19 protein-coding genes, 1 tRNA gene, 2 rRNA genes and 1 pseudogene are annotated in these 23,747 nt (G+C 35.9%); 10 read left to right on the top strand and 13 right to left on the bottom strand.

The window, feature by feature from the left end:
- Window positions 1-596: 596 nt before the first annotated feature.
- Window positions 597-1,475, top strand: a complete 879-nt coding sequence (gene hemC / locus AAGD99_RS01935) for a hydroxymethylbilane synthase (protein ID WP_264688058.1) — start codon at window positions 597-599, stop codon at window positions 1,473-1,475.
- Window positions 1,466-2,353, top strand: coding sequence for a UDP-N-acetylmuramate dehydrogenase (gene murB, locus AAGD99_RS01940; protein ID WP_341822421.1), 888 nt, complete (start codon window positions 1,466-1,468; stop codon window positions 2,351-2,353). The genes hemC and murB overlap by 10 nt, the downstream gene beginning before the upstream one ends.
- 716 nt (window positions 2,354-3,069) lie before the next feature.
- On the opposite strand, the gene AAGD99_RS01945 is transcribed toward murB, so the two are convergent.
- From AAGD99_RS01945 to AAGD99_RS01965, 5 genes are all read right to left on the bottom strand, one after another.
- Entirely contained in the window at window positions 3,070-3,828 is a 759-nt protein-coding gene (locus AAGD99_RS01945; protein ID WP_341822422.1) for a cell division protein FtsQ/DivIB, read from the bottom strand.
- Window positions 3,809-4,828 (bottom strand): D-alanine--D-alanine ligase, encoded by a 1,020-nt coding sequence (locus AAGD99_RS01950; RefSeq protein ID WP_341823191.1) that lies wholly within the window; start codon window positions 4,826-4,828, stop codon window positions 3,809-3,811. Before AAGD99_RS01950 ends, AAGD99_RS01945 begins: the two co-directional genes overlap by 20 nt.
- Before the next feature lie 315 nt (window positions 4,829-5,143).
- Window positions 5,144-5,521, bottom strand: coding sequence for a hypothetical protein (locus AAGD99_RS01955; protein ID WP_341822424.1), 378 nt, complete (start codon window positions 5,519-5,521; stop codon window positions 5,144-5,146).
- The gene (locus tag AAGD99_RS01960; protein WP_341822425.1) at window positions 5,514-7,073 is read right to left on the bottom strand and encodes a hypothetical protein; all 1,560 of its coding nucleotides are present in this window, start codon (window positions 7,071-7,073) and stop codon (window positions 5,514-5,516) included. Before AAGD99_RS01960 ends, AAGD99_RS01955 begins: the two co-directional genes overlap by 8 nt.
- 214 nt (window positions 7,074-7,287) lie before the next feature.
- Window positions 7,288-7,662: a ferredoxin family protein gene (locus AAGD99_RS01965; RefSeq protein ID WP_010082601.1), complete on the bottom strand. Its 375-nt coding sequence runs from the start codon at window positions 7,660-7,662 to the stop codon at window positions 7,288-7,290.
- A 61-nt stretch (window positions 7,663-7,723) separates the two neighbouring features.
- Here AAGD99_RS01965 and dprA point away from each other — a divergent pair, with 61 nt between their 5' ends.
- Window positions 7,724-8,812 (top strand): DNA-processing protein DprA, encoded by a 1,089-nt coding sequence (dprA, locus tag AAGD99_RS01970; RefSeq protein WP_341822427.1) that lies wholly within the window; start codon window positions 7,724-7,726, stop codon window positions 8,810-8,812.
- Window positions 8,813-9,164: 352 nt separating this feature from the next.
- Here the strand turns inward: dprA and AAGD99_RS01980 are convergent, their stop codons facing one another.
- Window positions 9,165-9,890: a triosephosphate isomerase gene (locus tag AAGD99_RS01980; RefSeq protein ID WP_341822429.1), complete on the bottom strand. Its 726-nt coding sequence runs from the start codon at window positions 9,888-9,890 to the stop codon at window positions 9,165-9,167.
- 24 nt (window positions 9,891-9,914) lie between these two features.
- A tRNA-Thr gene (locus AAGD99_RS01985) sits at window positions 9,915-9,987 on the bottom strand.
- Between the two features lie 78 nt (window positions 9,988-10,065).
- Between AAGD99_RS01985 and rsmA the strand changes: the two genes are divergently transcribed.
- On the top strand, window positions 10,066-10,884 hold the full coding sequence (gene rsmA / locus AAGD99_RS01990; RefSeq protein WP_341822430.1) for a 16S rRNA (adenine(1518)-N(6)/adenine(1519)-N(6))-dimethyltransferase RsmA: 819 nt from the start codon (window positions 10,066-10,068) through the stop codon (window positions 10,882-10,884).
- Between the two features lie 31 nt (window positions 10,885-10,915).
- On the top strand, window positions 10,916-12,409 hold the full coding sequence (gene guaB, locus AAGD99_RS01995; RefSeq protein WP_341822431.1) for an IMP dehydrogenase: 1,494 nt from the start codon (window positions 10,916-10,918) through the stop codon (window positions 12,407-12,409).
- 10 nt (window positions 12,410-12,419) lie between these two features.
- Here guaB and fsa read toward each other — a convergent pair whose 3' ends face one another.
- From fsa to pstC, 4 genes are all read right to left on the bottom strand, one after another.
- Window positions 12,420-13,061 carry a fructose-6-phosphate aldolase gene (gene fsa, locus AAGD99_RS02000; protein ID WP_253309151.1) on the bottom strand — a complete coding sequence of 214 codons (642 nt, stop codon included), beginning with the start codon at window positions 13,059-13,061 and terminating at the stop codon, window positions 12,420-12,422.
- Between the two features lie 395 nt (window positions 13,062-13,456).
- Window positions 13,457-13,801, bottom strand: a complete 345-nt coding sequence (locus AAGD99_RS02005; RefSeq protein ID WP_341822432.1) for a F0F1 ATP synthase subunit epsilon — start codon at window positions 13,799-13,801, stop codon at window positions 13,457-13,459.
- A 12-nt stretch (window positions 13,802-13,813) separates the two neighbouring features.
- Window positions 13,814-15,241, bottom strand: coding sequence for a F0F1 ATP synthase subunit beta (atpD, locus tag AAGD99_RS02010; RefSeq protein ID WP_341822433.1), 1,428 nt, complete (start codon window positions 15,239-15,241; stop codon window positions 13,814-13,816).
- A gap of 101 nt (window positions 15,242-15,342) precedes the next feature.
- Complete coding sequence (gene pstC / locus AAGD99_RS02015) at window positions 15,343-16,431, bottom strand: phosphate ABC transporter permease subunit PstC (protein WP_264688474.1); 1,089 nt, start codon at window positions 16,429-16,431, stop codon at window positions 15,343-15,345.
- 107 nt (window positions 16,432-16,538) lie between these two features.
- On the opposite strand from pstC, the gene rpmH reads away from it, so the two are divergent.
- From rpmH to AAGD99_RS02030, 3 genes and pseudogenes are all read left to right on the top strand, one after another.
- Window positions 16,539-16,673, top strand: a complete 135-nt coding sequence (gene rpmH / locus AAGD99_RS02020) for a 50S ribosomal protein L34 (RefSeq protein ID WP_006279898.1) — start codon at window positions 16,539-16,541, stop codon at window positions 16,671-16,673.
- Between the two features lie 67 nt (window positions 16,674-16,740).
- A pseudogene (rnpA, locus tag AAGD99_RS02025) lies at window positions 16,741-17,016 on the top strand (ribonuclease P protein component); the annotation flags it as partial.
- 90 nt (window positions 17,017-17,106) lie between these two features.
- On the top strand, window positions 17,107-17,331 hold the full coding sequence (locus AAGD99_RS02030; RefSeq protein WP_341822434.1) for a hypothetical protein: 225 nt from the start codon (window positions 17,107-17,109) through the stop codon (window positions 17,329-17,331).
- Window positions 17,332-17,347: 16 nt separating this feature from the next.
- On the opposite strand, the gene rrf is transcribed toward AAGD99_RS02030, so the two are convergent.
- Window positions 17,348-17,454: ribosomal RNA gene (gene rrf / locus AAGD99_RS02035) — 5S ribosomal RNA — on the bottom strand.
- Between the two features lie 66 nt (window positions 17,455-17,520).
- Window positions 17,521-20,286 (bottom strand): 23S ribosomal RNA (locus tag AAGD99_RS02040).
- 332 nt (window positions 20,287-20,618) lie between these two features.
- Between AAGD99_RS02040 and AAGD99_RS02045 the strand changes: the two genes are divergently transcribed.
- Window positions 20,619-21,695 carry a methyltransferase domain-containing protein gene (locus AAGD99_RS02045; protein ID WP_341823192.1) on the top strand — a complete coding sequence of 359 codons (1,077 nt, stop codon included), beginning with the start codon at window positions 20,619-20,621 and terminating at the stop codon, window positions 21,693-21,695.
- 58 nt (window positions 21,696-21,753) lie between these two features.
- A complete protein-coding gene (locus AAGD99_RS02050; protein WP_341822436.1) occupies window positions 21,754-23,538 on the top strand; it encodes a ribonucleoside-diphosphate reductase subunit alpha in 1,785 nt (594 codons plus the stop codon).
- Window positions 23,539-23,747: the final 209 nt, after the last annotated feature.

Genomic DNA, 23,747 nt, shown 5'->3' on the forward strand with positions numbered 1-23,747 from the left:
TAGACAATGACTAGGGCTTCTTTTGCCTTTTTTTTCGCTTGGTAAATTTCTTAAACATTTATAGCTAAACGACAACCGTCATCCCGCAGCGGGATCTCTTGTTAGCGGCTGAGATACCGCGAATGAATCGCGGTATGACGGTTAAGTAGGGTGTCATTCCAGTCTGGGATCCAGTCTTTATTATGCAGCCACTTGGTTAAAATTAAGTTTTCTGGATCCCAGTGTCTGGGCACTGGGATGACAAGAAAGAGGCTACTTGGATGACACCCTGACAATCGTCATCCCGCTGCTTGTTAGCGGGATCTATGTGAGATACCGCGGCGGTATGACGTAGGACTGCTGTCATGCAAGTACTAGAATCCAGTAAGCTTATTTATGCATATAAAAGGTTATTATTTTGTAAAGGCAAAGTTGCTTTTGGTTTTTAGTTAAAGTACAATAAATGCAAAGGCTCATATGATGAATTAAACTCGATCCAAGTAGTCAGCTACTCGGATGACATCAGAGAGATGGTAACCGAAGTTCATGCGATACACGCTACCAAAGTGTTTAAATAATTAATTAGGTTAAGGTTTGGTATTCAAACAGTCATACATATGCTAGTCAAAATAGGTACCAGAGGAAGCAAGCTTGCAGTTGCCCAGGCTTTGGAAGCAAAACAAAAGTTGCTGGACTCTTTTCCTAACTTATCTATTGAAATTGTTAAGATAAAAACTTCTGGAGATAAGTATGCAAACGCAAATCTTGCTGAAATAGGAGGTAAAGGATTATTCATTAAAGAAATTGAGGCTGAATTGCTCGAAAATAATATAGATATGGCAGTTCATTCGCTAAAGGATGTGCCTGCGTTTTTCTCAGGGGGTTTAACAATTCCTTGTGTTTTAGAAAGGCTAAGTCCATGCGATGCGTTTATTTCTCATAAACACAATAGCCTTGAGTCTTTGCCACAGCAGGCTACTATTGCCACTTCTTCAATAAGAAGAAAAGTTCAGTTGTTAAATGTTAGACCAGATCTAAATATAATATCGCTACGTGGAAATGTAACAACTAGATTGCAAAATCAAAGTTTTGATGGAATAATTCTAGCTGAAGCAGGACTCATAAGATTAGAAAAGAATCACTTAATTACAGAGGTATTGCCACCAAAAGTTATGTTAAGTGCAGTGGGACAGGGAGCGATTTGTATTCAATGTAGAAGGAATGATGTAAAAATTATCGATCTTGTAGAGAAAATTAATAATAATATGTCTTTTATAAGAGTGAAATCAGAGCGCAGTTTTATGAAGACAGTGAATGGTTCATGTTTTACACCACTTGCAGCTTTGGCTGAATATGTGAACGAAAATATGCTACACCTTTGTTGTATGTTAGCAAGTGGAAAAAATATATACTTCACTGAGCGCACTTCATTTATAGAAGATGCGGAGAAAATGGGTATGGATGCAGGACTAGAGTTGAAATCAAAATGCTTATAAGCTTACCTAAAGTACGTGGAATCTATCGTTATGACATCTTAATGTCTAAAGCGACGTGGTTAAACGTCGGTGGACGAGCTGATGTGTTATTTAAACCATGTGATATTGAAGATTTAACATACTTGATTAAAAATACTGAACTGCCAGTTAGCGTTATTGGTGCAACATCCAACATAATAGTACGAGATAGTGGCATTCGAGGAATAACAATAAAATTAGGTAAGGAGTTTGCATATATTAAAAGTAAGGGTAACAACTCCATTGTTGCAGGTGGTGCTGCGCTGCTCAGGAACCTTGCTTACTTTGCAGGAGAGCAACAAATTAGTGGACTCGAGTTTCTAGTTGGAATTCCAGGAACAGTTGGTGGCGGAATAGAAATGAATGCAGGTGCGTATGGTAGTGACATCGCAAGCGTTGTACAATCCATAAAAGCAGTGAACCTAGAGGATGGAAACCTATATGAGTTCTCCAGCAAAGAAATGGGATATTTTTATCGTGGACATAGCTTAAAAGGAAATTGGATTTTTGTTGAAGCTGAGTTTAAAGGAGTAAACTCAGAGCATGAGCTTATATTGCAAAGGTTAAAAGAAATTGTTGAGAAAAAAAATAAAAGCCAGCCAATAAGAGGAAAAACTGCTGGGTGCATATTCAAAAATCCAAAAAACTACCGAGCATGGGAGTTAATTGATAAATCTGGCTGCCTAGGGTTAAATATTGGTGGAGCTAGAATCTCTAAGAAACATTGTAACTTCTTGCTCAATTACGATAATGCAACTGCATCTGACTTGGAAAACCTTGGCAACAGAGTAAAAGATGCAGTGAAGGATAAATTTAATGTTGAACTTGAGTGGGAAATAAGGGTTTTGGGTAGCTATTAAACAGTTTTTATAGCTGCTGTATATTCTAATCTTTCCTAATGACTCAGCATGATCGTAACCTTTCACACTTAATTAAACAGACTAAATTCTGTAATTTTGGGATGTTGAAAAATTTACCTTACGTTGTTATTCCAGCGCATAACGCTGAAATCCAGATTTATAGAAACGAAAAAACTTGCTTGACAAGTTTCGCCGGCCCCCTTATTATGACAATGAAGGTATTCAGTTATCTTCATCTGTGCAGATTAAACAGCAAGAAAACAACGTATTTGGCGTACTATTGTTTAATTTTTTGCACTATGTGCATCGTATGTCTTTATAAAATTTCTAGGTTTTTACCTACATAAGCTGAGTCGCGGTTATTAAGTGTTTAAAACATAAAAAAAACGCCAATGTTTTAAAATAGATATTAACCGGGGCTTCTTTTGCCTTTTTTTCCATTTGGTAAGTTTCTTAATGTTTGTAGCTAAACGACAACCGTCATCCCGCTACGTGTTAGCGGGATCTCTTGTTAGCGGCTGAGATACCGTGAATGAATCGCGGTATGACGGTTAAGTATCCCGCTACGTGTTAGCGGCTAAGAGATACCGTGACGGTATGACGTAGGACTGCTGTCATCTCGCTACTTGTTAGCGGCTAAGAGATACCGCGGCGGTATGACGGTTCGCGGCAGCATGACGATAAGCTCGTCATCCCGCTACTTGGATGACAGCAGATCACCTCTTCACAAAAATTTTATCAGTAATACGCATATCAATAATACTCCAATCGCTGAAAGTAAAATCAGTTGTATTGTGCAAGTGGTTTAAATAGTCCCATGCACTAGAAGGGTTATCTTCAGGCAGTTTCACTGTGGAATCGTTATCAAGTATGATATTCCATCTTCTATTCCCTATATAAGCAAAAGAAGAAATGTGGTTACTTAATTGAGTTTTACTCTCTAACACATCTCTAACAAATTCTAGGTTTGATAACGAGTTTTGTCCTGTAATTACAACAAGATCATCTACTGGATAGTCATCTACGATCACTTTGCCTTCGAAATCAATTACCGAAGTTTTGTTATTATCTTTCCAGAGAGCAAACGGTTTATGCTCATCTATATTAATATGTAGGGTATTGGGCAAAATTCTGTGAACTCCTACGTATTTTATCCATCTGCTTACGGATTGTATGTTACCGGCAAGTTTTGAAAGTGATATATACAGGATAGGTTGCGTTCTATCTGTCAAACTTAGAATGTCCTTTTTGTTTGTAAATTTGTTGCCGCTCACGACTACTTCATCGATTGAAAATCCATTGCTGAGTAATAAACTGGATAGGCACTCATTACACCAAGTAAAGTAGTAATTAAATCGATTTATTATTTTATTAAGTGAACTATAAAGTACTAATGTAAAAAAAAGCGCAGTTATAATAACGAAAGCGCACTTGCGCAAAAAACTCCTTTGGCTTCTAGTAATACTGCTCAACATGACTTAAATCCCTAATATTTTTGTGCTGCAAACTATCTTCAATAATAATTTTAACTAATTCATTAAAATTGATTCCTTTTGCCAATTTTGCAATTTCTGGCACTAACGATAACTCAGTAAAGCCAGGATGTGTATTAATCTCAAGCATTTTTAAAGTGTTATTTTTGGGATTATAACGGAAATCTGAGCGGGAAATAGTTTTACAGCCTAAAAATTGATGAATTTTCAGTGCGTGTTCCAAGGTCATTTTATATATATTGTCAGGAATTTCAGCAGGAAATATATGTTCTGCAAATCCATCTGTATACTTTGCTTCATAATCATAGAATTTATTTTTTGGTCGTATTTCCATAGTGCCAATTGCTTCATCTAGCAATACAGCAGTATGTAACTCTATTCCTGGGACATATTCTTCTATGATCATCAAGTCTCTTGTCATAGAGGTAGCTGACACTGGTTCTTTTTTCTGGATTCCAGTGTCAGCTACTTGAATGACATCAAGTATGATAGCGTCATTTTTAAATTTTAAATGGTCTTCATATGAGGAAACAATATGCACTCCGATGCTAGAACCTTCGTTAATTGGTTTTAAGACGTACGGATAATCGATTTTAATATTATTTTTTAGTAGATCTTCTTGGCTAATTACATAACCTTTTGGAGTGTCGATACTAAGGGATCGAAATATATGCTTTGACATCACTTTATTCATAGCAACAGCAGAAGCCATAACTCCTGAGTGTGTATATTTTATACCTAAGATTTCCAATAAACCTTGAATGCAACCATCTTCACCATAAGGTCCATGCAGAGCAATAAAAGTAAGGCCCGGATTAATCTTTTTAAGCTTTTCAACAATGTTGCTGTCAACATCTATTTCTATTGCATTATATGAAAGGCTATCAAGTGCCTTCTTTACGGCTTTTCCGCTCATAAGCGACACTTCTCTCTCGCAAGAAAATCCACCACTTAAAATTGCTATAGTTGGAATCATGAGCATTCTATGTTTTGCTATATAGCATATAGAAGATACTTTTATCTTCAATAAAAACCTGCTTCTATAGCTAAAAATTTATCAATGAATTAATATTAACTTAGTATTAAATAATGTTAAAAACTTGATAATATGATTATTTTCAGCAATAAAAACTAAAGGTTGTGAGAACCGTTCATTTTGGAATCTGTATACCTAGCCTTTACTCCTCAAAAGATTATAAACAGGTTCTCACGACTATAATTCATCTGGCGGGTTGATCAGATAACATCTTGCTCCCTCTAACCCTTTTTCCTGATTAATTTTTGCTAGTGCTACTTGCTAGCCTATTAAGTGATAATCATGATTATAATCATCTAGCGGGTGATCAGTAGTTGTTATAACATCTTGTTGATCAGATTCCTTTAATTCTTTTTCCTGTTTCTCCTGATTAATTGTTGTTTTAGGTCTCTCTTCTGTATTTAACTCTCCTTGATTATCGTCTAATCCAATGTTTTTTAATTCTTCTGCTACATCTCTTATAAATTCGCCTCTTGGGAAAGAAGTGCCGTAATTTTTCTCATTATACAAATTTAGAGTAACATAAATCATTGTTGTCAAATCATTAGCTATAGACTCACTGTGATAATGGTATTCGTGATAATCCGCGGTAATAGAATCATAATCATCGTCAGACAAATTTGCTAAGTTGTTATACAATCGTAAGGAGATCTTTCTCATCTAATTGATCGTAATGTATTTCATACTTAAAGTTTGTTCCCTCAATATTGATTGTTTTTGAATGTGGCAACACTGTTTTTGGACTGATTTCTTCTTGGCTACTTTTTTCCTCATCTAGCTTGATTTTTCCTTCCTCTTCTGAGCCTGAAGGTTCTATTTTTTTTGGCTCTTCTTGATTAATTGTTGTTTCAGATGTTTCCTCTGTATTTGACTCTTCTTGATTGTCATTCAAGTTATTCAAATCTGGCAACATTGTTTCTGGACTGATTTTTTCTTGGCCACTTTTTTCCTCATCTAGCTTGATTTTTTCTTCTTCTCCTGAGCCTGAAGGTTCTATTTTTTTTGGCTCTTCTTGATTAATTGTTGTTTCAGGTTTCTCCCCTGTATTTGACTCTTCTTGATTATCGTCTAATCTAATGGCTTTTAATTCTTTTTCTACATCTCTTATAAACGTGTATTTGTCTTCTAGGTAAGGAGTACCGTGATTTTCCATATTATACAAATTTAGAGTAAGATAAATCACGTCTGTCAACTTATGAGCTATAGACTCACTTTTATAATGGTAGTGGTGACCATATGCGTTTGCATAAGCACCGTGACGCAAATCTGTTAAGTTGTTATATGTAAAGCCTTTGAAAGTATAATCTGTACTCACATCTAAACCATATCTCGCTTGGTAGGCATGAAAAATATGATTAGCGTATCTTTCGATCGTAAGAAGATCTTTATCATTTAATTGATCGTAATGTATTTCATACTTAAAGTTTGTTCCTTCAATATTGATTGTTTTTGAGTTTGGTAATACTGTTTCTGGACTGATTTCTTCTTGGCGACTTTTTTCCTCATCTAGCTTGATTTTTTCTTCTCCTCCTGAACCTGAAGGTTCTATTCTTTTTGGCTCTTCTTGATTAATTGTTGTTTCAGGTTTCTCCGCTGTATTTGACTCTTCTTGATTAATTGTTTGATGCTTTTCTGGACTGATTTCTTCTTGGCGACTTTTTTCCTCATCTACCTTGATTTTTTCTTCTTCTGAGCCTGAAAGTTCTATTTTTTTTGACTCTTCTTGATTGTCGTCTAATCTAATAGCTTTTAATTCTTTTTCTACATCTATTGTAAAATTGCCTTTTGGGATAGGAATATTACGACTTTGTTTATTATAGAAATTTAGAGTAATATAAATCATTTCTGTCAAATCATGAGCTACAGACCCACTTTTATGAGGGTAGTGGTGAAAAGATGCGCCTGCATAAGCCGTGTTATGCCCTGGACGTGCATTACGCAAATCTGTTAAGCTGTTATATATAAAGCCTTTAAAAGTATGATCTGTGTTGATATCTAAACCATATCTCTCTTGGTAGGCATGAAAAATATAATTAGCGTATTTTTCAATCATAAGAAGATCTTTCTCATCTAATTGATCGTAATGTATTTCATACTTGAAATTTGTTCCTTCAATATTGATTGTTTTTGAGTTTGGTAATACTACTTTATGCTTTGTTGGGTTTATACTCTCTTTAGCGTGATTTTCCATTTTGATGCCTCTAAATTTTATAATACTGTCATCCTACTAAAAGTTATATAATAATTCGTTAATTCTATATTTAACATAATCTTTCGTTGTTTCCAAGTAGATTATTATTAATCTAATATTAAATATTACTAAAAACCTAAATAATGCGACCATTTTCAATAACCAAAGACAAACAGGATAAGATATAAAAGAAGTTTCTTCCTCTTCAGCAGTATTACTCTAAATTTTCATCAAAATAAGCTGTTTTATCCTTTTTTTCCTTATACTCTTCTGCAGTATAGAGAGGTTGCTTTTTAGCTGTAATGTTTGGCCATTTTTGTGAGTATTCTACATTTATATCGTAAAATAACTTGAAAGTTTTTTGTTCGCTGCTCAGTAATTCTTCATCTAATTCTAAAATATCTTTTATGGAATCATCAGTTACAATTGCATCTACTGGACACTCAGGTATGCACACTCCGCAATCAATACATTCATCTGGGTTAATCACGAGCATGTTTTTACCTTCATAGAAGCAGTCAACGGGACATACTTCCACACAGTCCGTATATTTACATTTTATGCATTTATCTGTAACAAAATGCGTCATAAAACACTGTATATTTGCATTATCTTGGGTACACTAAATTGATAAGAAATTCAAGCCTTTTATGAAGATAAATAAATTGAACAACAAAGAATTAGAAGTATGGTTAAGCTTGGCTAGAACTATAGGACCAATAAAGTTTTTTAGTATACTAAGAACACATGGATCGCTAGATGAGGTGCTAAAATATCTCAATAGGGTGGCTAATAATAAGGTGTATGGCATTCAAGATGCACGAGAAGAAATCAATAATGCAGAAAGAATTGGAGCTAAAATTATACCCGCATGTGACCCAGATTACCCTGATCTTTTAAGAAATATCTCTAGTTGTCCTCCTATAATAACTGCGTTTGGTAATATATCATTATTAAGCCGTGAGATAATTGCAATAATCGGTGGGCGCAACTCTTCGATGAATGGAAGAAATTTTGCCAGTAAACTAGCACTTGATTTAAGCGAAGCTGGTTTTGTTATCGTTTCTGGACTTGCAAAAGGAATCGATACCGCAGCAAACAGTGTAATATACAAAAATCATCCCACTATTGCTGTTACAGCAAGCGGAATTGATGTGGTGTATCCAAAAGAGAATTTTGATCTATACAAAAAAATCACTGGGAACGGTGGTTTAGTAATTACTGAGCTTCCATTTGCTACTAAACCAAAGCCTCAGTATTTTCCTCAAAGGAATCGAATTATATCTGGTCTATCGCTGGGTGTTGTAGTGATTGAAGCATCGAAACGTTCTGGCTCTCTAATAACAGCAGATTTTGCTTTAAATCAAGGGAGAGAGGTATTTGCAGTTTCTGGTTTCCCTTTAGATTCACGCTGTAGTGGTAGTAATTATTTAATTAAAAACGGTGCTAAGCTTATCGAGTCCGCTGATGACATAATAGAAAGTGTTAGGTTTAGTTTACCTCCGCAGCAAAAAAACCTATTTGATGTTGAGCACCATTCTGTTAACCAAAAACAAGAAAAATTACAACAGGCAAAATCTGTTATAGTTAATCATATTAACTCTGTACCTGTTGATATAGATGAACTTATATTAGCAAGCGGACTTTCTGCCAACATAGCTCTAATGGCTCTTTTAGAACTAGAGTTGGAAAACAAAATAGAGCGTTCACCGGGGAATAAAATATCGTTAATTTTCTAGATTACTTTAGCTATAAGCCCACAACCGTACGAACATTGTGATTTGAGTCCACCAAGAAAGATGTCATTCCAACGCGTGACGCTGGAATCCAGCCTTTATTATGCAGCCACTTGGTTGAAATTAAGTCTTCTGGATCCAAGTAGTCTGGGCACTGGGATGACACCGTCTTGGATGGAAATCAGTGTCAGCTACTTAGATGACACCACCTTTGTATGGAAACCAGTGTCACTCTGACAACCGTCATCTCGCTACGTGTTAGCGGATACCGTGACGTTATGACGAGGGAGTACGCGTTAGCGGAATCTGCTGAGACGCCCGTGATAGCCCTATTCCTATAGTGAGTAATTCCCTTTTATCTACTTTTAGAATTGATAAGAGAAAACTTTTTTTCAACTTGTTGTATGATTTTATAAAAGTGATCGAAATCTAAGCTTGCACTGCCAATTAAAACTCCTGATAAATTTGAAATATTTAACAAATTTTCTATATTTTCTGAACTGACTGAACCACCATATGTAATGTGTTTTTTACCAGTACACAATTTTATTACCTCTATCACCTCAGCAATTGCATCATTATTTGGCACATGACCTGTGCCTATTGCCCATATTGGCTCATATGCTACGGTATATTCACCGTGTGTTGGCAAACGGTTTTTGCATTGATATTCTATTACTTCTTTTGTTTTTTCATTCTTATAATCTTCTGAATTTTCACCTACACAGATAATTGGGTGTAAGCCTGATTCTATTGCTATTTCCGACTTAAGTTTTATTTCACTATCTGTTTCGTTAGCCCTTTCAGAATGCCCAAGTATTACGTAAGTACACCCTAATTCCTTTAACATTTCTGCGCTAATTTCACCTGTGTAAGAACCAGATTTTTTATAATGGCAATTCTGTGCTCCTATATTAATATTATCGCTCAACTCTATACTGTCTGAAAATGCGGTAAATGGTGGACAAATCACTAGTCTAGAAGTAATCTCATTGTTCTTGTTATTAAGTTTGCCTATAAAGTCAACAAATGAAGAACGCATTCCATTCATTTTCCAATTTGCTACTATTAAAAAGGACATCAACTTTACTTATATGGGCGAGAGTGCCGGCTGTCGGACTTGAACTGACAACCTACTGATTACAAGTCAGTTGCTCTACCAATTGAGCTAAGCCGGCGTTAAACACATTAATAATATACAATTATCAATGGATTTTAGTCAACTGATTTTTAAAATACTGTATAATGAAAATAATATGAGAAAATTTTTACTGAAGCCAAAAAAAAGTCTAGGGCAAAATTTTATTTTATCGAGTGAGATAACAAAAAAAATCGTCGCTTTAGCCGGTAGTCTAGAGAATTTTAATGTCATTGAAATTGGTCCTGGATATGGTGCATTAACAAGAGAAATATTGGTGCATAATCCAAAGTCTCTACTTTCTATAGAAAAAGATAGAGATTTAGTAAAACACCATGACCAACTGCTAAATGAGCATCAAGGAAAGTATAGAATTATAGAAGCGGATGCACTGCATGTTATAGAAGAAGAGCTGATAGAGCGCCCAGTCAAAGTTATTGCTAACTTGCCTTACAATATCTCGGTAGCGTTATTTTTAAAGTGGTTAAATAATATAAAATTTTTTACGAACTTGACATTAATGTTTCAAAAAGAGGTAGCAGATCGCATTACGGCAAGACCCAATTCTAAAGATTATGGTTCCTTATCAGTGCTAAGCCAGTTACTATGTGATATAAAAAAGGAATTTGATATTGAACCTAAAGAGTTTTTTCCAAGGCCAAAAGTACATTCTTCAGTAATTACAGTAAATCCTTTGCCTACCCCAAAGTTTGCAGTAAATTTGGAAACCTTAACAAGATTAACACGTGCCGTTTTTGCTCAAAGAAGAAAGATGCTGAGAAATAGCTTGCAAAATATAACGAACCACGCTGAAACTGTCCTTGAAAACGCTAAATTGAGTGGAAACGAACGTCCAGAAAACTTAACTATTGAGCAGTTTTGTTTGCTGGCAAATAATGTAGAATGCTTATTTTGCAAAAGCCCTATTGCAATTTAATTAATTGGCGTATAAGCTTTAAATAAAGCCTATGAAAAAAATGGAAGCTTGTTATTCGTTTGACGATATACTTCTTTTGCCAGCCTATTCTAATATATTGCCTTGCGATGCAGATACAAAAACTTATTTAACAAATAATATAGAACTAAATATCCCTCTCATATCCTCTGCAATGGATACTGTTACTGAATCGGGCTTTGCAATAGCTATTGCCCAACATGGAGGGATAGGTTGCATACATAAGAATTTATCAATAGATGAACAAGTTTTAGAAGTAAGAAGGGTGAAAAAATATGAAAGTTGGATCGTGTATAACCCAATTACGATTTCACCGGATAAAACAGTTGCGGAAGCAATTTCATTAATGAGAGAGCACAATTATTCTGGCATTCCTGTAGTCGATCAACTCAAGTTAGTTGGAATTTTAACTAACCGAGATGTGAGGTTTATTGAAGACCAGAACATGAATGTAAAAGTTTCCGAAGTGATGACAAAAGATAAGTTAGTGACAGTGCGGGAGCAGGGAGTGAATAGTGCCTCAGCAATGAAATTGTTGCATGAAAATAGAATAGAAAAGCTTTTGGTCGTAGATGAAAATTCTTGTTGTATAGGTTTAATTACGGTTAAAGACATTGAAAAATACAATAGATACCCAAATTCATGTAAAGACAGTAAAGGGCGGCTCAGAGTTGCCGCTGCAATTGGCACTGGTAAAAAAGATGGTATAGAAAGATGTGAAGCTTTGATCGGAGAAGAAGTTGATGTAGTTGTTGTGGATACTGCTCACGGTCATTCCGAAAACGTTATCAATACCATTAGGGAAATAAAAAAGATGTATCCTAATACGCAATTAATTGGCGGAAACATTGCAACAAAGGAGGCTGCTGAAGCGTTGATTGATGCGGGTGTTGATGCAGTGAAGGTCGGAATAGGACCAGGATCAATCTGTACAACCAGAATAGTTACAGGTGTTGGTGTGCCACAATTCTCTGCAATCAAGAATGTTGCAGAGGCGTGTAGAGCAAGAAACGTCAGACTAATTGCTGATGGTGGGGTAAAATACTCAGGAGATGTTGCAAAAGCTATTGCAGCTGGTGCTGACTCTGTGATGATTGGTTCGATTTTTGCTGGCACTGACGAAAGCCCAGGTGAGATTATCATGTATAAGGGCAGAGCATATAAAGGCTATCGAGGAATGGGATCTATTAGTGCAATGAAACGAGGTTCAGCTAGCCGTTATTTTCAAGATAAAGATTCAAAACTAAAATTAGTTCCACAAGGAGTGGAAGGAAGAGTTCCATTCAAAGGTCCAGCTTCAGGAGTAATCCATCAGTTGATTGGCGGATTGCAAGCTGCAATGGGGTATACTGGTAATAGGAATATAGAAGAGATGAAAAAAAATTGTAAATTTGTTACTATTACTGCATCAGGATTAAGAGAGAGTCATGCTCATGATGTAGTCATTACACAAGAAGCTCCAAATTACGCTTATCAAGCGTCCAATTTGTCAACCGATTCAGAGTAGTGACCGTTTATTATTTTGCACCCCAGTCTTTTTCAAATATTGCTAGCCCTTGGTCAGTAAGTGGGTGATTAATTAATTGTCTAAGTACTTTTGCTGGCACAGTAATTGAATCAGCACCAAGCCTTGCAGCTTCTATTACATGTGCTGGGCTTCTCACTGATGCAACAAGAACTTTAGTATCAAAACCGTAATTAGAATATATAGTACATATATCTTCTATTAGCGATAAGCCATCATAGCTTATATCATCAAGGCGACCAACAAAGGGAGAAATAAAACAAGCACCGGCCTTAGCGGCAAGCAGTGCTTGTCCAGGAGAAAAACATAATGTGATGTTAACAGGTATTTTATGCTCTGTCCACAACTTTTTACAAGAAATTAATCCTTCATATGTAAGGGGCAATTTTACCACAACATTATCAGCGATTTTCGCTAACTTAAGGCCTTCTTTAACCATATCTGCATGGTTATTTGCAACAACTTCAACACTAACAGGCCCCTTGATAATAGAGCATATTTCACGCACTAAATCCTCGTATTTATCTTTACGCCCGGACTTTGCTATTAAAGAAGGATTAGTTGTTATGCCGTCAATGAACTCCTTTAGTTCTTTAATTTCATTTAAATCAACGCTATCAAGAAAAATTTCCATATTAATCTCCCATAAAAAAAATACCCTTGCAAAATCTTGTCATTAAACTCCTTGCATAACCATTGTTTACATGAAAAACCAGTAGCCCACCCTTTAGTATCATTCCAGCGCGTGACGCACAACTGTACGAACATTGTGATTTATAGGTAATTTGCGTAGCAGACATTGTCATTCCAGTGCGTGACACTGGAATCCAGAAAAAAAAGAAAACAGGTTCCAGTGTCATGCACTGGAATGATAGGAGGTAGTGCAAGAAACCTATTGGTTTGCAAAATAGATCCCAGTGTCGGAGCACTGGGATGACACCTTGGAGTTTCTGGGATAACGAAAAAAGAGCATTTGGAGCAACGATCTTACAGCCATTTGAATGATAATTGATTTTTTGCCTAAAGCAGCTAAGAAAGATGTTTCTCATTAAGATACCTTAAACATATACTAATTCTTTTGCTCTTCAACGATTCCTCATCATGAATTACATGATCAAAAATCTGAACTTGGTTCGCCATAATGCTACAATTGTTATCTGCAACTTCCAACACACCATTATCAACTACAACTTTTTCTTTTTTTTGATTACCCATTTTAATGGTAATTATACCAGGCAATAAATAAATTAAGTAAGGAGCATGGTGAGCTAAAATCATAAGCTCCCCTTCGAGCCCAGTTACTGAAAGAGAAACCACTCCACTGAATGAAATTTGATCATCAGGAGAGAAAAATTGCACTTTAAAAGTATTCATAATCTTTAACTTTTATTTAGCTTCAGCTTGTATTAATTCAGCCTTTTTTATTGCTTCATCTATATTCCCCACCATATAAAAAGCAGCCTCTGGTAAGTGATCATATTTACCTTCAACAATTTCTTTAAAACTGGAAACAGTATCAGAAAGTGAAACAAATTTACCAGGCATACCAGTAAATATTTCTGCAACGTGAAAAGGTTGAGAAAGAAATTTCTGAATCTTACGAGCCCTATCAACAATAATTTTATCTTCATCAGATAGCTCATCCATACCAAGTATTGCGATAATATCCTGCAGTGATTTATAAGTTTGCAATATACGTTTCACCTCAGAAGATACCTTATAATGTTCTTCACCAATGATTTCAGCAGATAAAGACTGAGAAGTTGAATCAAGTGGATCAACAGCAGGGTATATTCCCATTTCAGCTATTTGCCTTGACAACACTGTGGTGGCATCAAGATGAGAGAATGTAGTTGCTGGGGCTGGATCAGTTAAATCGTCCGCAGGAACATATATAGCTTGCACAGAAGTAATAGAGCCAGAAGTTGTTGAAGCTATTCTTTCTTGCATTGCACCCATATCAGTTGCAAGGGTTGGCTGATAACCAACAGCTGACGGTATTCTTCCAAGTAAAGCAGAAATTTCAGAACCAGCTTGTGTAAAACGGAAGATATTATCCACAAAAAATAGAACATCTTGGTTTTCACGGTCACGAAAATACTCTGCCATAGTAAGTGCTGTTAAAGCAACTCTAGCCCTTGCTCCAGGAGGCTCATTCATCTGACCATAAACCAAAACAGCTTGAGATTTTTCATGCTCATTTATATTTATTACATTTGAAGTGATCATCTCGTGATAAAGATCGTTACCTTCACGCGTTCTCTCCCCTACCCCGGCAAACACAGAAAATCCTTTATGAGCTTTTGCTATATTATTAATTAATTCCATTATCAGGACTGTTTTACCAACACCGGCTCCACCAAATAAGCCAATTTTTCCTCCTTTAAGATAAGGTGCAAGAAGATCTATAACTTTTATTCCCGTAACTAAAACTTCTTCCTGTATTCTCTGTTCAGTAAAACTTGGAGGTGCTCTATGTATAGGCTCTAAGTTATATTTTCCCTTCAGTGGACCACACTCATCTATAAGCTCTCCAACAACATTAAAAATCCTTCCTAAAGTTGAACGCCCAACCGGAACTGATATTGGTGCGCCTGTATCAACAAATTCATCCCCCCTTGACATGCCATCTGTGCTATCCATAGCAATACAACGAACTATATTGTCACCTATATGCTGCGAAACTTCTAAAACCAGCTCCTTATCCTTATATTTTAGTTTGCTTTTTAAAGCATTAAATATTTTAGGCAATTCACCTTCAAATTTTATATCAACAACTGCTTGAGTTACCTTAATCGCTCTACCTATATTCATCTCTTTATTTTTATCACCCAACACTATAATTCCATAAAAGAACTTCTAAAGAAAATAAATCTTATATTATTAATAGAAATTTTGCAACATTAAAACGCTTACTAGTTACGCTTCATTACAAACAATGCAAATGCATTTAATAGCCAAGTAATAATAAACAATACTAAACTAAGCGCATAAGCAGCAAGAGTTTGTACACTATTGAAATCCTGATCTCCGGTAAGTAATGTAGCGATCTGCACGGTAATGGTAGTAACTGAATTAAGAGGGTTAAAAGTCAAATTTGCGTTGATTCCCACAGCCATTAGCACAATCATTGTTTCACCTATCACTCTTGAAATTGACAATAAAATTGCACTTAAAATTGTAGGCATTGCATAAGGTATTGTTATATGCCATATAGTTTCCGCTGGAGTTGCGCCAAGTGCCATGAAGCCATAACGCAAGCTTTTTGGAACAGATCTTATGGCATCTTCGAGTAAAGAAATAATAAAAGGAAGAATCATTATCCCAATCGATAAACCGGCAACTAAGGCACTTTCTGAGTGTATACTTAAACCAAAAAAATTTGCTACCTGCTTTATAAAGAAAGACAAGAACACAACCGCAAAATATCCATATACAACCGTAGGAATAGCAGATAAAACTTGCAAAGTTGTATTAACAATATAACGCACTTTCTCACTCGCATATTCACTAATATATATTGCAGAAAATAAACCAAGCGGAACGACAACTAACATTGCTATAATAGTTATAAGTAATGTACCTACTAAAAGCGGCGCTATACCAAAATATCCTATCTTCTCTTCATTGACAGTGACTACATTGTGGCCCCATTTCAAGCAAAACAAGAATTCTGAAATAGCTACTTTATTAAAAAAATTAATGGATTGAATAAAAATAGATAGCATTATAAATAAAGTGATAAAAAATGATATGGCCAAAGCCACAAATAACGAAAGTTTTATTATCTTATTTCTTTTATTTTTAAAGATAAAAGCAAGCATGAAAAAAAGTAACGCTATAGAAATAAAAGTTACAAAACAATTATTATAGAGTACTAACAACCAAGTTAGCATCCATACACAACTAAGATATAGATAAGATTTAACCTTATTTACTTCTTGAAACCTACTAAAACAAAATAAAAGGATTAGTAGGACAGGTATGACTATCACCGAATTCATTTTCCCATGCATCAAATTTTATTCTACGAAAATGTCATACAAGTTCACCATCATTTGACAATAAAGTAAAACAATTTAAAATAAATAATTATATTAATATAAAAACAATGAAGAGAACATTTCAACCAAAAAATTTGATAAGAAAGCGCAGACATGGATTTCGTTCACGTATGGCAACAAGAGCTGGAAGAAAAATCCTTAATAGGCGCCGTTCATTAGGGTGTAACAAATTATGCGCATAGTAAGTATAAAAAAAAAGATTTTTCCTTTGCTTTCAAAAATAAGTTAGCACTCAGCAGTCTTTTTTATCGTGGGCTTTATATATCACTGTACGCCATAAAAGAAAGAGAACCTGAAAAGTACACTCATACTATTAGAGTAGGTCTGGCTATCAGTAAAAAAGCCGGAAAAGCAGCAAAAAGAAATAAAATAAAAAGGCAATTACGAATGCTTGCTAAAATTAGCATTTTAAATATAAGCAATATAGGGCACTACTACATAATACTAACTCATAGAAACATTATGCAAGCAAATTATAAAAACTTACAAAAAGATCTAACTATTTGCTTAAAAAAGATAAAATAAAAAAAAATCTCAATTAAGGTATTTACAACTATATTTTTTATGATAACATAAGTAAAATTTTTAAAATAAATTAACGGGTGTGGGTGTTTAATGGTAGAGAGTAGAAAAGAACAAGATAAAAATCTCAATATAAATACAAATAATGTTAAAGAAGATTTTTATGAATATAAAGAATCTAATTATCGTACACAATGGGAATTAGCATTTGAGCAAAGTCAATACTTAGAGCAGAATAAGAATAAGCCTAGACCACAATTATTAGATTTGAATATAGAAGCGACTTCTCGTAATAAAAGAATTATTAAAAGGCGATAAAAAGAAATTTTTATAAACTTGGCGGCGACCTACTCTCCCTTTTCAAGTACCATCAGCGCTAAAAAGTTTCACTTCCGAGTTCGAGATGAGATCGGGTGGTTCATTTTTGCTATAGCCACCAAGTCAATAAAAATTTCTAACTTAACAATTTTAACTTAATATTTAACACTGCATACACACATATAGAAAGCAAATAAATCAATCAGGCTATTAGTACTAGTTAGCTTCACATGTTACCATGCTTCCACACCTAGCCTATCAACGTGGTAGTCTTCCACGGCCTTAATTGGGAAATCTTTTTGAAGAGGGTTTCTTGCTTATATGCTTTCAGCAATTATCCCATCTATACATAGCCACCCAGCGATGCTATTGGCATAACAGCTGGTACACCAGAGGTATATCCATCTCGGTCCTCTCGTACTAGAGTCAGACCTTCTCAAATTTCCTTCACCCACGGCAGATAGAAACCGAACTGTCTCACGACGTTCTAAACCCAACTCACGTATCACTTTAATCGGCGAACAGCCGAACCCTTGGGACCTTCTTCAGCCCCAGGATGTGATGAGTCGACATCGAGGTGCCAAACGGTGTCGTCGCTATGAACGCTCGAACACCATCAGCCTGTTATCCCCGGCGTACCTTTTATCCGTTGAGCGATGACCCTTCCATACAGAATCACCGGATCACTATGACCGACTTTCGTCTCTGCTTGGCTTGTCAGCCTCGCAGTCAGGCAAGCTTATGCCATTATACTATCAAGCTGATTTCCGACCAGCTCTAGCTTACCTTCGCACGCCTCCGTTACTTTTTAGGAGGCGACCGCCCCAGTCAAACTACCCACCATACAATGTCCTAGTTCCAGATAATGAAACATAGTTAGATATCAAAAGTGTAAAGGGTGGTATCTCAAGGTTGACTCCATTATAGCTAGCGCCATAACTTCAAAGTCTCCCACCTATCCTGCACATCACACTTTTAATAGCAATGTAAAGCTATAGTAAAGGTGCACGGGGTCTCTTCGTCTAACCGCGGGTACCCCGCATCTGCACGGGGAATTCAATTTCGCTGAAGTGATGTTGGAGACAGTGGAGAAATCGTTACGCCATTCGTGCGGGTCGGAACTTACCCGACAAGGAATTTCGCTACCTTAGGACCGTCAGTGTTACGGCCGCCGTTTACTGGGGCTTCAATTTAGAGCTTGCACCCCTCCTATTAACCTTCCAGCACCGGGCAGGCGTCAGACCCTATACTTCCACTTACGTGTTTGCAGAGTCCTGTGTTTTTAGTAAACAGTCGCTACTCCCTATTTTGTGCCACCTGCTCATAGTTGCCTAAAAGCAGGTTACCCTTCTTCCGAAGTTACAGGTATAATTTGCCGAGTTCCTTCAACATCATTCTTTCAACACCTTAGTATACTCTACTCATCCACCAGTGTCGGTTTGCGGTACGGCCTCATAAATATAAGTGCTATTTCCTGGAGCTTCTTTTAAGCATAGATCAATCCAATAAGATCTATACAAATACGAAACCCGTCACACTTAAGAGGTTTAGGAATATTAACCTAATTGCCATCGACTACTCCTTTACGGACTCGCCTTAGGAACCGACTAACCCTACGCAGATTAACTTAACGTAGGAACCCTTAGATTTTTGGTGAGAGTGTTTTTCACACTCTTTTACGCTACTTATGTCAGCATTCTCACTTCCGATATCTCCAGCAGTTTTCACAAACCACCTTCACAGACTTACGGAACGCTCCGCTACCGCGCCTATTGATCGAAATCAATAAGTACTCACATCTTCGGTATACAGCTTTAGCCCCGGTACATTTTCGGCGCAGAAAAACTTATTTAGACAAGTGAGCTGTTACGCTTTCTTTAAAGGATGGCTGCTTCCAAGCCAACCTCCTAGCTGTAATGGTTTTTCTACTTCCTTCCCCACTTAGCTGTAATTTTGGGACCTTAGATAGTGATCTGGGTTGTTTCCCTTTCCACCACGGACTTAGCACCCGTAGTGTGCCTGCTGTATAATTAATTGTTGGTATTCGGAGTTTAGTTAGATTTGGTAAGACGGTGAATCCCCCTAGTCTATCCAGTGCTCTACCCCCAACAACATACATACAACGCTCTACCTAAATAGATTTCGCGGAGAACCAGCTATTTCCAAGTTTGATTGGCCTTTCACCCCTAATCACAACTCATCCAATAATGTTGCAACATTAACTGGTTCGATCCTCCAGTGTGTTTTACCACACCTTCAATCTGGTCATGACTAGATCACTTGGTTTCGGGTCTAATCCATAAAACTAAAACGCCCTATTCAGACTTGCTTTCGCTACGCCTACACCTAACGGCTTAAGCTTGCTTCATAGATTAACTCGCTGACCCATTATGCAAAAGGTACGCTGTCACTCTAAATATCAATAAATTGATATAGAGCTCCAACTGTTTGTAAGCACTTGATTTCAGATTCTATTTCACTCCCCTCCCGGGGTTCTTTTCACCTTTCCCTCACGGTACTTGTTCACTATCGGTCGTTAAGGAGTATTTAGGCTTGGAGGATGGTCCCCCCATATTCAAACAGGATTTCACGTGCCCCGCTCTACTCAAGGATTTAAAAACTTTCTACTTATACAGGACTATCACCTTCTATGGTTACTATTTCCAGAGTATTCTAATTCTTATTCTTAAATCACTAGCCTTTTCCGCTTTCGCTCGTCACTACTAACAGAATCTCGGTTGATTTCTTTTCCTTTGGCTACTTAGATATTTCAGTTCACCAAGTTTGCTTTACATACTTAGTATGTAATAACTAGCCAAGCTAGTTGGGTTTCCCCATTCGGAAATCTGCGGATCAAAATTTGTTGACAATTCCCCACAGCTTATCGCAGCCTGCCACGTCCTTCATCGCCTCTTAACGCCAAGGCATCCATCAAGTGCTCTTAATAATTTATTTACCCGACTATATGCAGAATATGCAGAGTTAAATATTATTAAAATTGAATTGAGATTAAATTAATCTCTACCATAAAACTTGTCAAACATCTAAAAACTAAATTAATCTTTATATTATAACCTAATAAATAATATGTCAACGCCTTTTTGCACAAAACATTTACTTATATTATCAACAACAATATACTAGCAATCCTAAACAGTACAATCTGAGAAATATGCGGTAAACTTATATATACAGTAAAAATTAATAAAAAAGATATTTTGTAAGATAAAATGTGTTAAAATCAATTGCCTAAAAATGATAATGAACATTCGGAGTATTTCTCATGTATGAAAAGTAATCTCTCTTTTATAAAAAACGTTGCTTTAAATTGTATGTCTAAGCTCATTGGTGTATTAAATATTAAGAAAGTAAAACACTTCATTGTGAATAAATATAATACTCTTCATAAAGAAATGACAGTGCTTCTTAAAAAATCTAAGAACCTGTTAAATACCAACATTGAAATCGGTTTATATCACTTTTATAAAGGTAGCATATCAGATGCAAAGTTACGATTTTGGTTAATTAGCATATTTTACCCCCATTTACCCATAGTCTGGTATAACATCGGAAGGTGTCATTTTGCGGTAGGGAATACTAATAAAGCTTGTAATTATTTAACACAGACACTAAAATTAGATAGTGATCACGAGGAGGCATCTTACTATATAAAAAAAATGACAAACTCAGCGCCTATTACAGAATTGCCAAAAAACCTCATAAGACAATATTTTGATTACACAGGTGAATATTTTGTTGAGCATTGGTTGATTGCTAAACAGTATAGAGGGCATGAACTTGTACACATGATAATTACAAAAATCTTCAACAACTCCACTTCTGAGCTCAATATACTTGACCTTGGTTGTGGGACTGGAATATGTGGTCATTTCTTGAAAATAAATAGTACTGGAAGCCACATAACAGGAATTGACATTTCAAGTAGAATGCTAAATATCGCAAGAGGATGCTTTATAAAAGGTAAGCCTGTTTACAATGAATTAATACATATGGAAATGAAAGAGTTTCTTAAACAAAAGAAAAACCAGCAGTATGATGTAATTATCTTTGCTGAAGTGCTACATTATCTACATGACTTTCAAGAAGAATTGGAATTAGCAAAAAGATCTACGAGCAAAAAAGGGGTTATTATATGTTTAATAAGAAGAAAGGAAGGTGAAGGTATTGACTTTGTAAACAAAGGAGACTATTTTCGTCACTCAGAAAGTTATGTTCAACATGTTGCAAAAAAAATAAATATGCAGATAAGTTATATGAGTTACTGTAAAATATATGGCAGTCAGGTTGACGGTATCTTGTTTGCATTACAGCATCAACAAGAAAATCCGAAAAACCTAACTTAAAAATCGCTCAAAGTGGCTTTTAAGTATCTATATATAATAAAAGAATAAAAGGAATTTTATGAATAACATTACTATTAATTACGCAAAGGATAGCAAATTAACCGATTTTGGAAAAGCAGTTCTATCAGACAGGTATTTAATAGAAAATGAAAGTTACCAAGACCTCTTTGCACGTATTGCTAATTACTATTCTGATAACAAAGAACATGCGCAGCGTCTTTATGACTACATGAGCAACTTGTGGTTCATGCCTTCAACACCAATACTCAGCAATGGTGGCACCAAGAGAGGGTTGCCTATCTCTTGCTTTCTTAATGAAACCGAAGACAGCTTGCAGGGAATAGTTGACTTATGGAATGAAAATGTTTGGCTTGCTGCACGTGGAGGAGGCATAGGTAGTTATTGGGGAAATTTACGTTCAATTGGTGAAAGTGTAAAAGGTAGTGGTAAAACATCAGGAATTGTACCATTTATTGTGGTGCAAAATGCTCTAACTCTCGCAATTAGTCAGGGATCCTTAAGGCGAGGAAGTTCAGCAGTCTATCTTCCTGTATCTCATCCGGAGATAGAAGAGTTTCTGGATTTGCGCAAGCCAACAGGCGGTGACCCAAATCGCAAAGCGTTAAATATACATCATGCTGTAATAGTAACAGATAAATTTATGCAGGCTGTTGAGAATGATCAAGAATGGAATTTAATAAGCCCTCACAACAATAAGGTTATTTCAACTGTAAAAGCGCGGGATATATGGATCAAAATATTAACAGCAAGAGTTGAAACTGGAGAACCTTACATTATTTTCCTTGATGCAACAAATAACAATAAGCCAGAATCTTACAAAAAGCTCAACTTAGACATCAAGATGTCAAATCTATGCAGTGAAATAACTTTAACTACAGGTTATGATCACCTGAATAAGTCACGCACTGCTGTGTGTTGTCTATCATCCGTAAACCTTGAGTACTACGAAGAATGGAAAGACAATAAACTCTTCATAGAAGATATAATGCGCTTTCTTGATAATGTATTGGAAGATTTCATAAATAAAGCACCGAATGAAATGCAGCGAGCAAAATATTCTGCAGCCAGAGAACGCAGTATTGGTCTTGGTGTGATGGGTTTTCATTCATTTTTACAAAGCAAAATGGTTCCTTTTGAATCAGTAATAGCACAACAATGGAATAAAAAAATATTTAAGTATTTACGTGAGCAAGCAGATATAGTTTCTAAAAAATTAGCAGAGGAAAAGGGGGCATGTCCTGATGCCAAAGAAGTTGATCTAATGGAAAGGTTTACACACAAGCTCGCTATTGCTCCAACTGCCTCAATCTCCATTATTGCAGGCAATACCTCTCCTGGAATAGAGCCATATGCAGCAAACGTATTCATACAAAAGACACTGACAGGCTCATTTGTAGTGCGAAATAAATTCTTGCAAAAACTATTAGTAGAAAAAAATCAAGACAATGATAAAATATGGTCTTCAATTTCGACAAACGAGGGTTCCGTTCAGCATTTAGATTTTCTTAGTGAGCATGAAAAATTGACATTTAAAACAGCGTACGAGCTTGATCAAAGATGGATTATAGAACATGCAAGTGATAGAACTCCGTATGTTTGTCAGTCTCAATCAGTCAATCTGTTCTTGCCTGCCAACATACACAAACGTTACTTGCATAAAATACACATGCTTACCTGGAAAAAAGGATTGAAGAGCTTATATTACTGCAGATCACAATCAATGCAGAGAGCTGACAAGGTTTCGCATGACATATTCAAAAAAAGTGAAATATTGCAACACAAAACAGATATTGACTACGATGAATGTTTGTCATGCCAATAGTGACCTTATTCAAAAAAAGTAGAGAGAAAGTTAAGCAAATGGGTAAGGAAATATAATAGACTTCTTGCATAACCATATAACGAACTTTTCTTGGGAATAGAAACGAAAAAACTTCCTTGACAAACTCCGCCAGCCCCCTTATCATGATAGTGAAGGTATTCAGTTATCTTCATCTGTGCAGATTAAACAGCAAGAAAACAACGTAGTTG

The sequence above is a fragment of the Wolbachia endosymbiont (group A) of Clivina fossor genome (assembly GCF_964026865.1).
Taxonomy (GTDB): Bacteria; Pseudomonadota; Alphaproteobacteria; order Rickettsiales; family Anaplasmataceae; genus Wolbachia.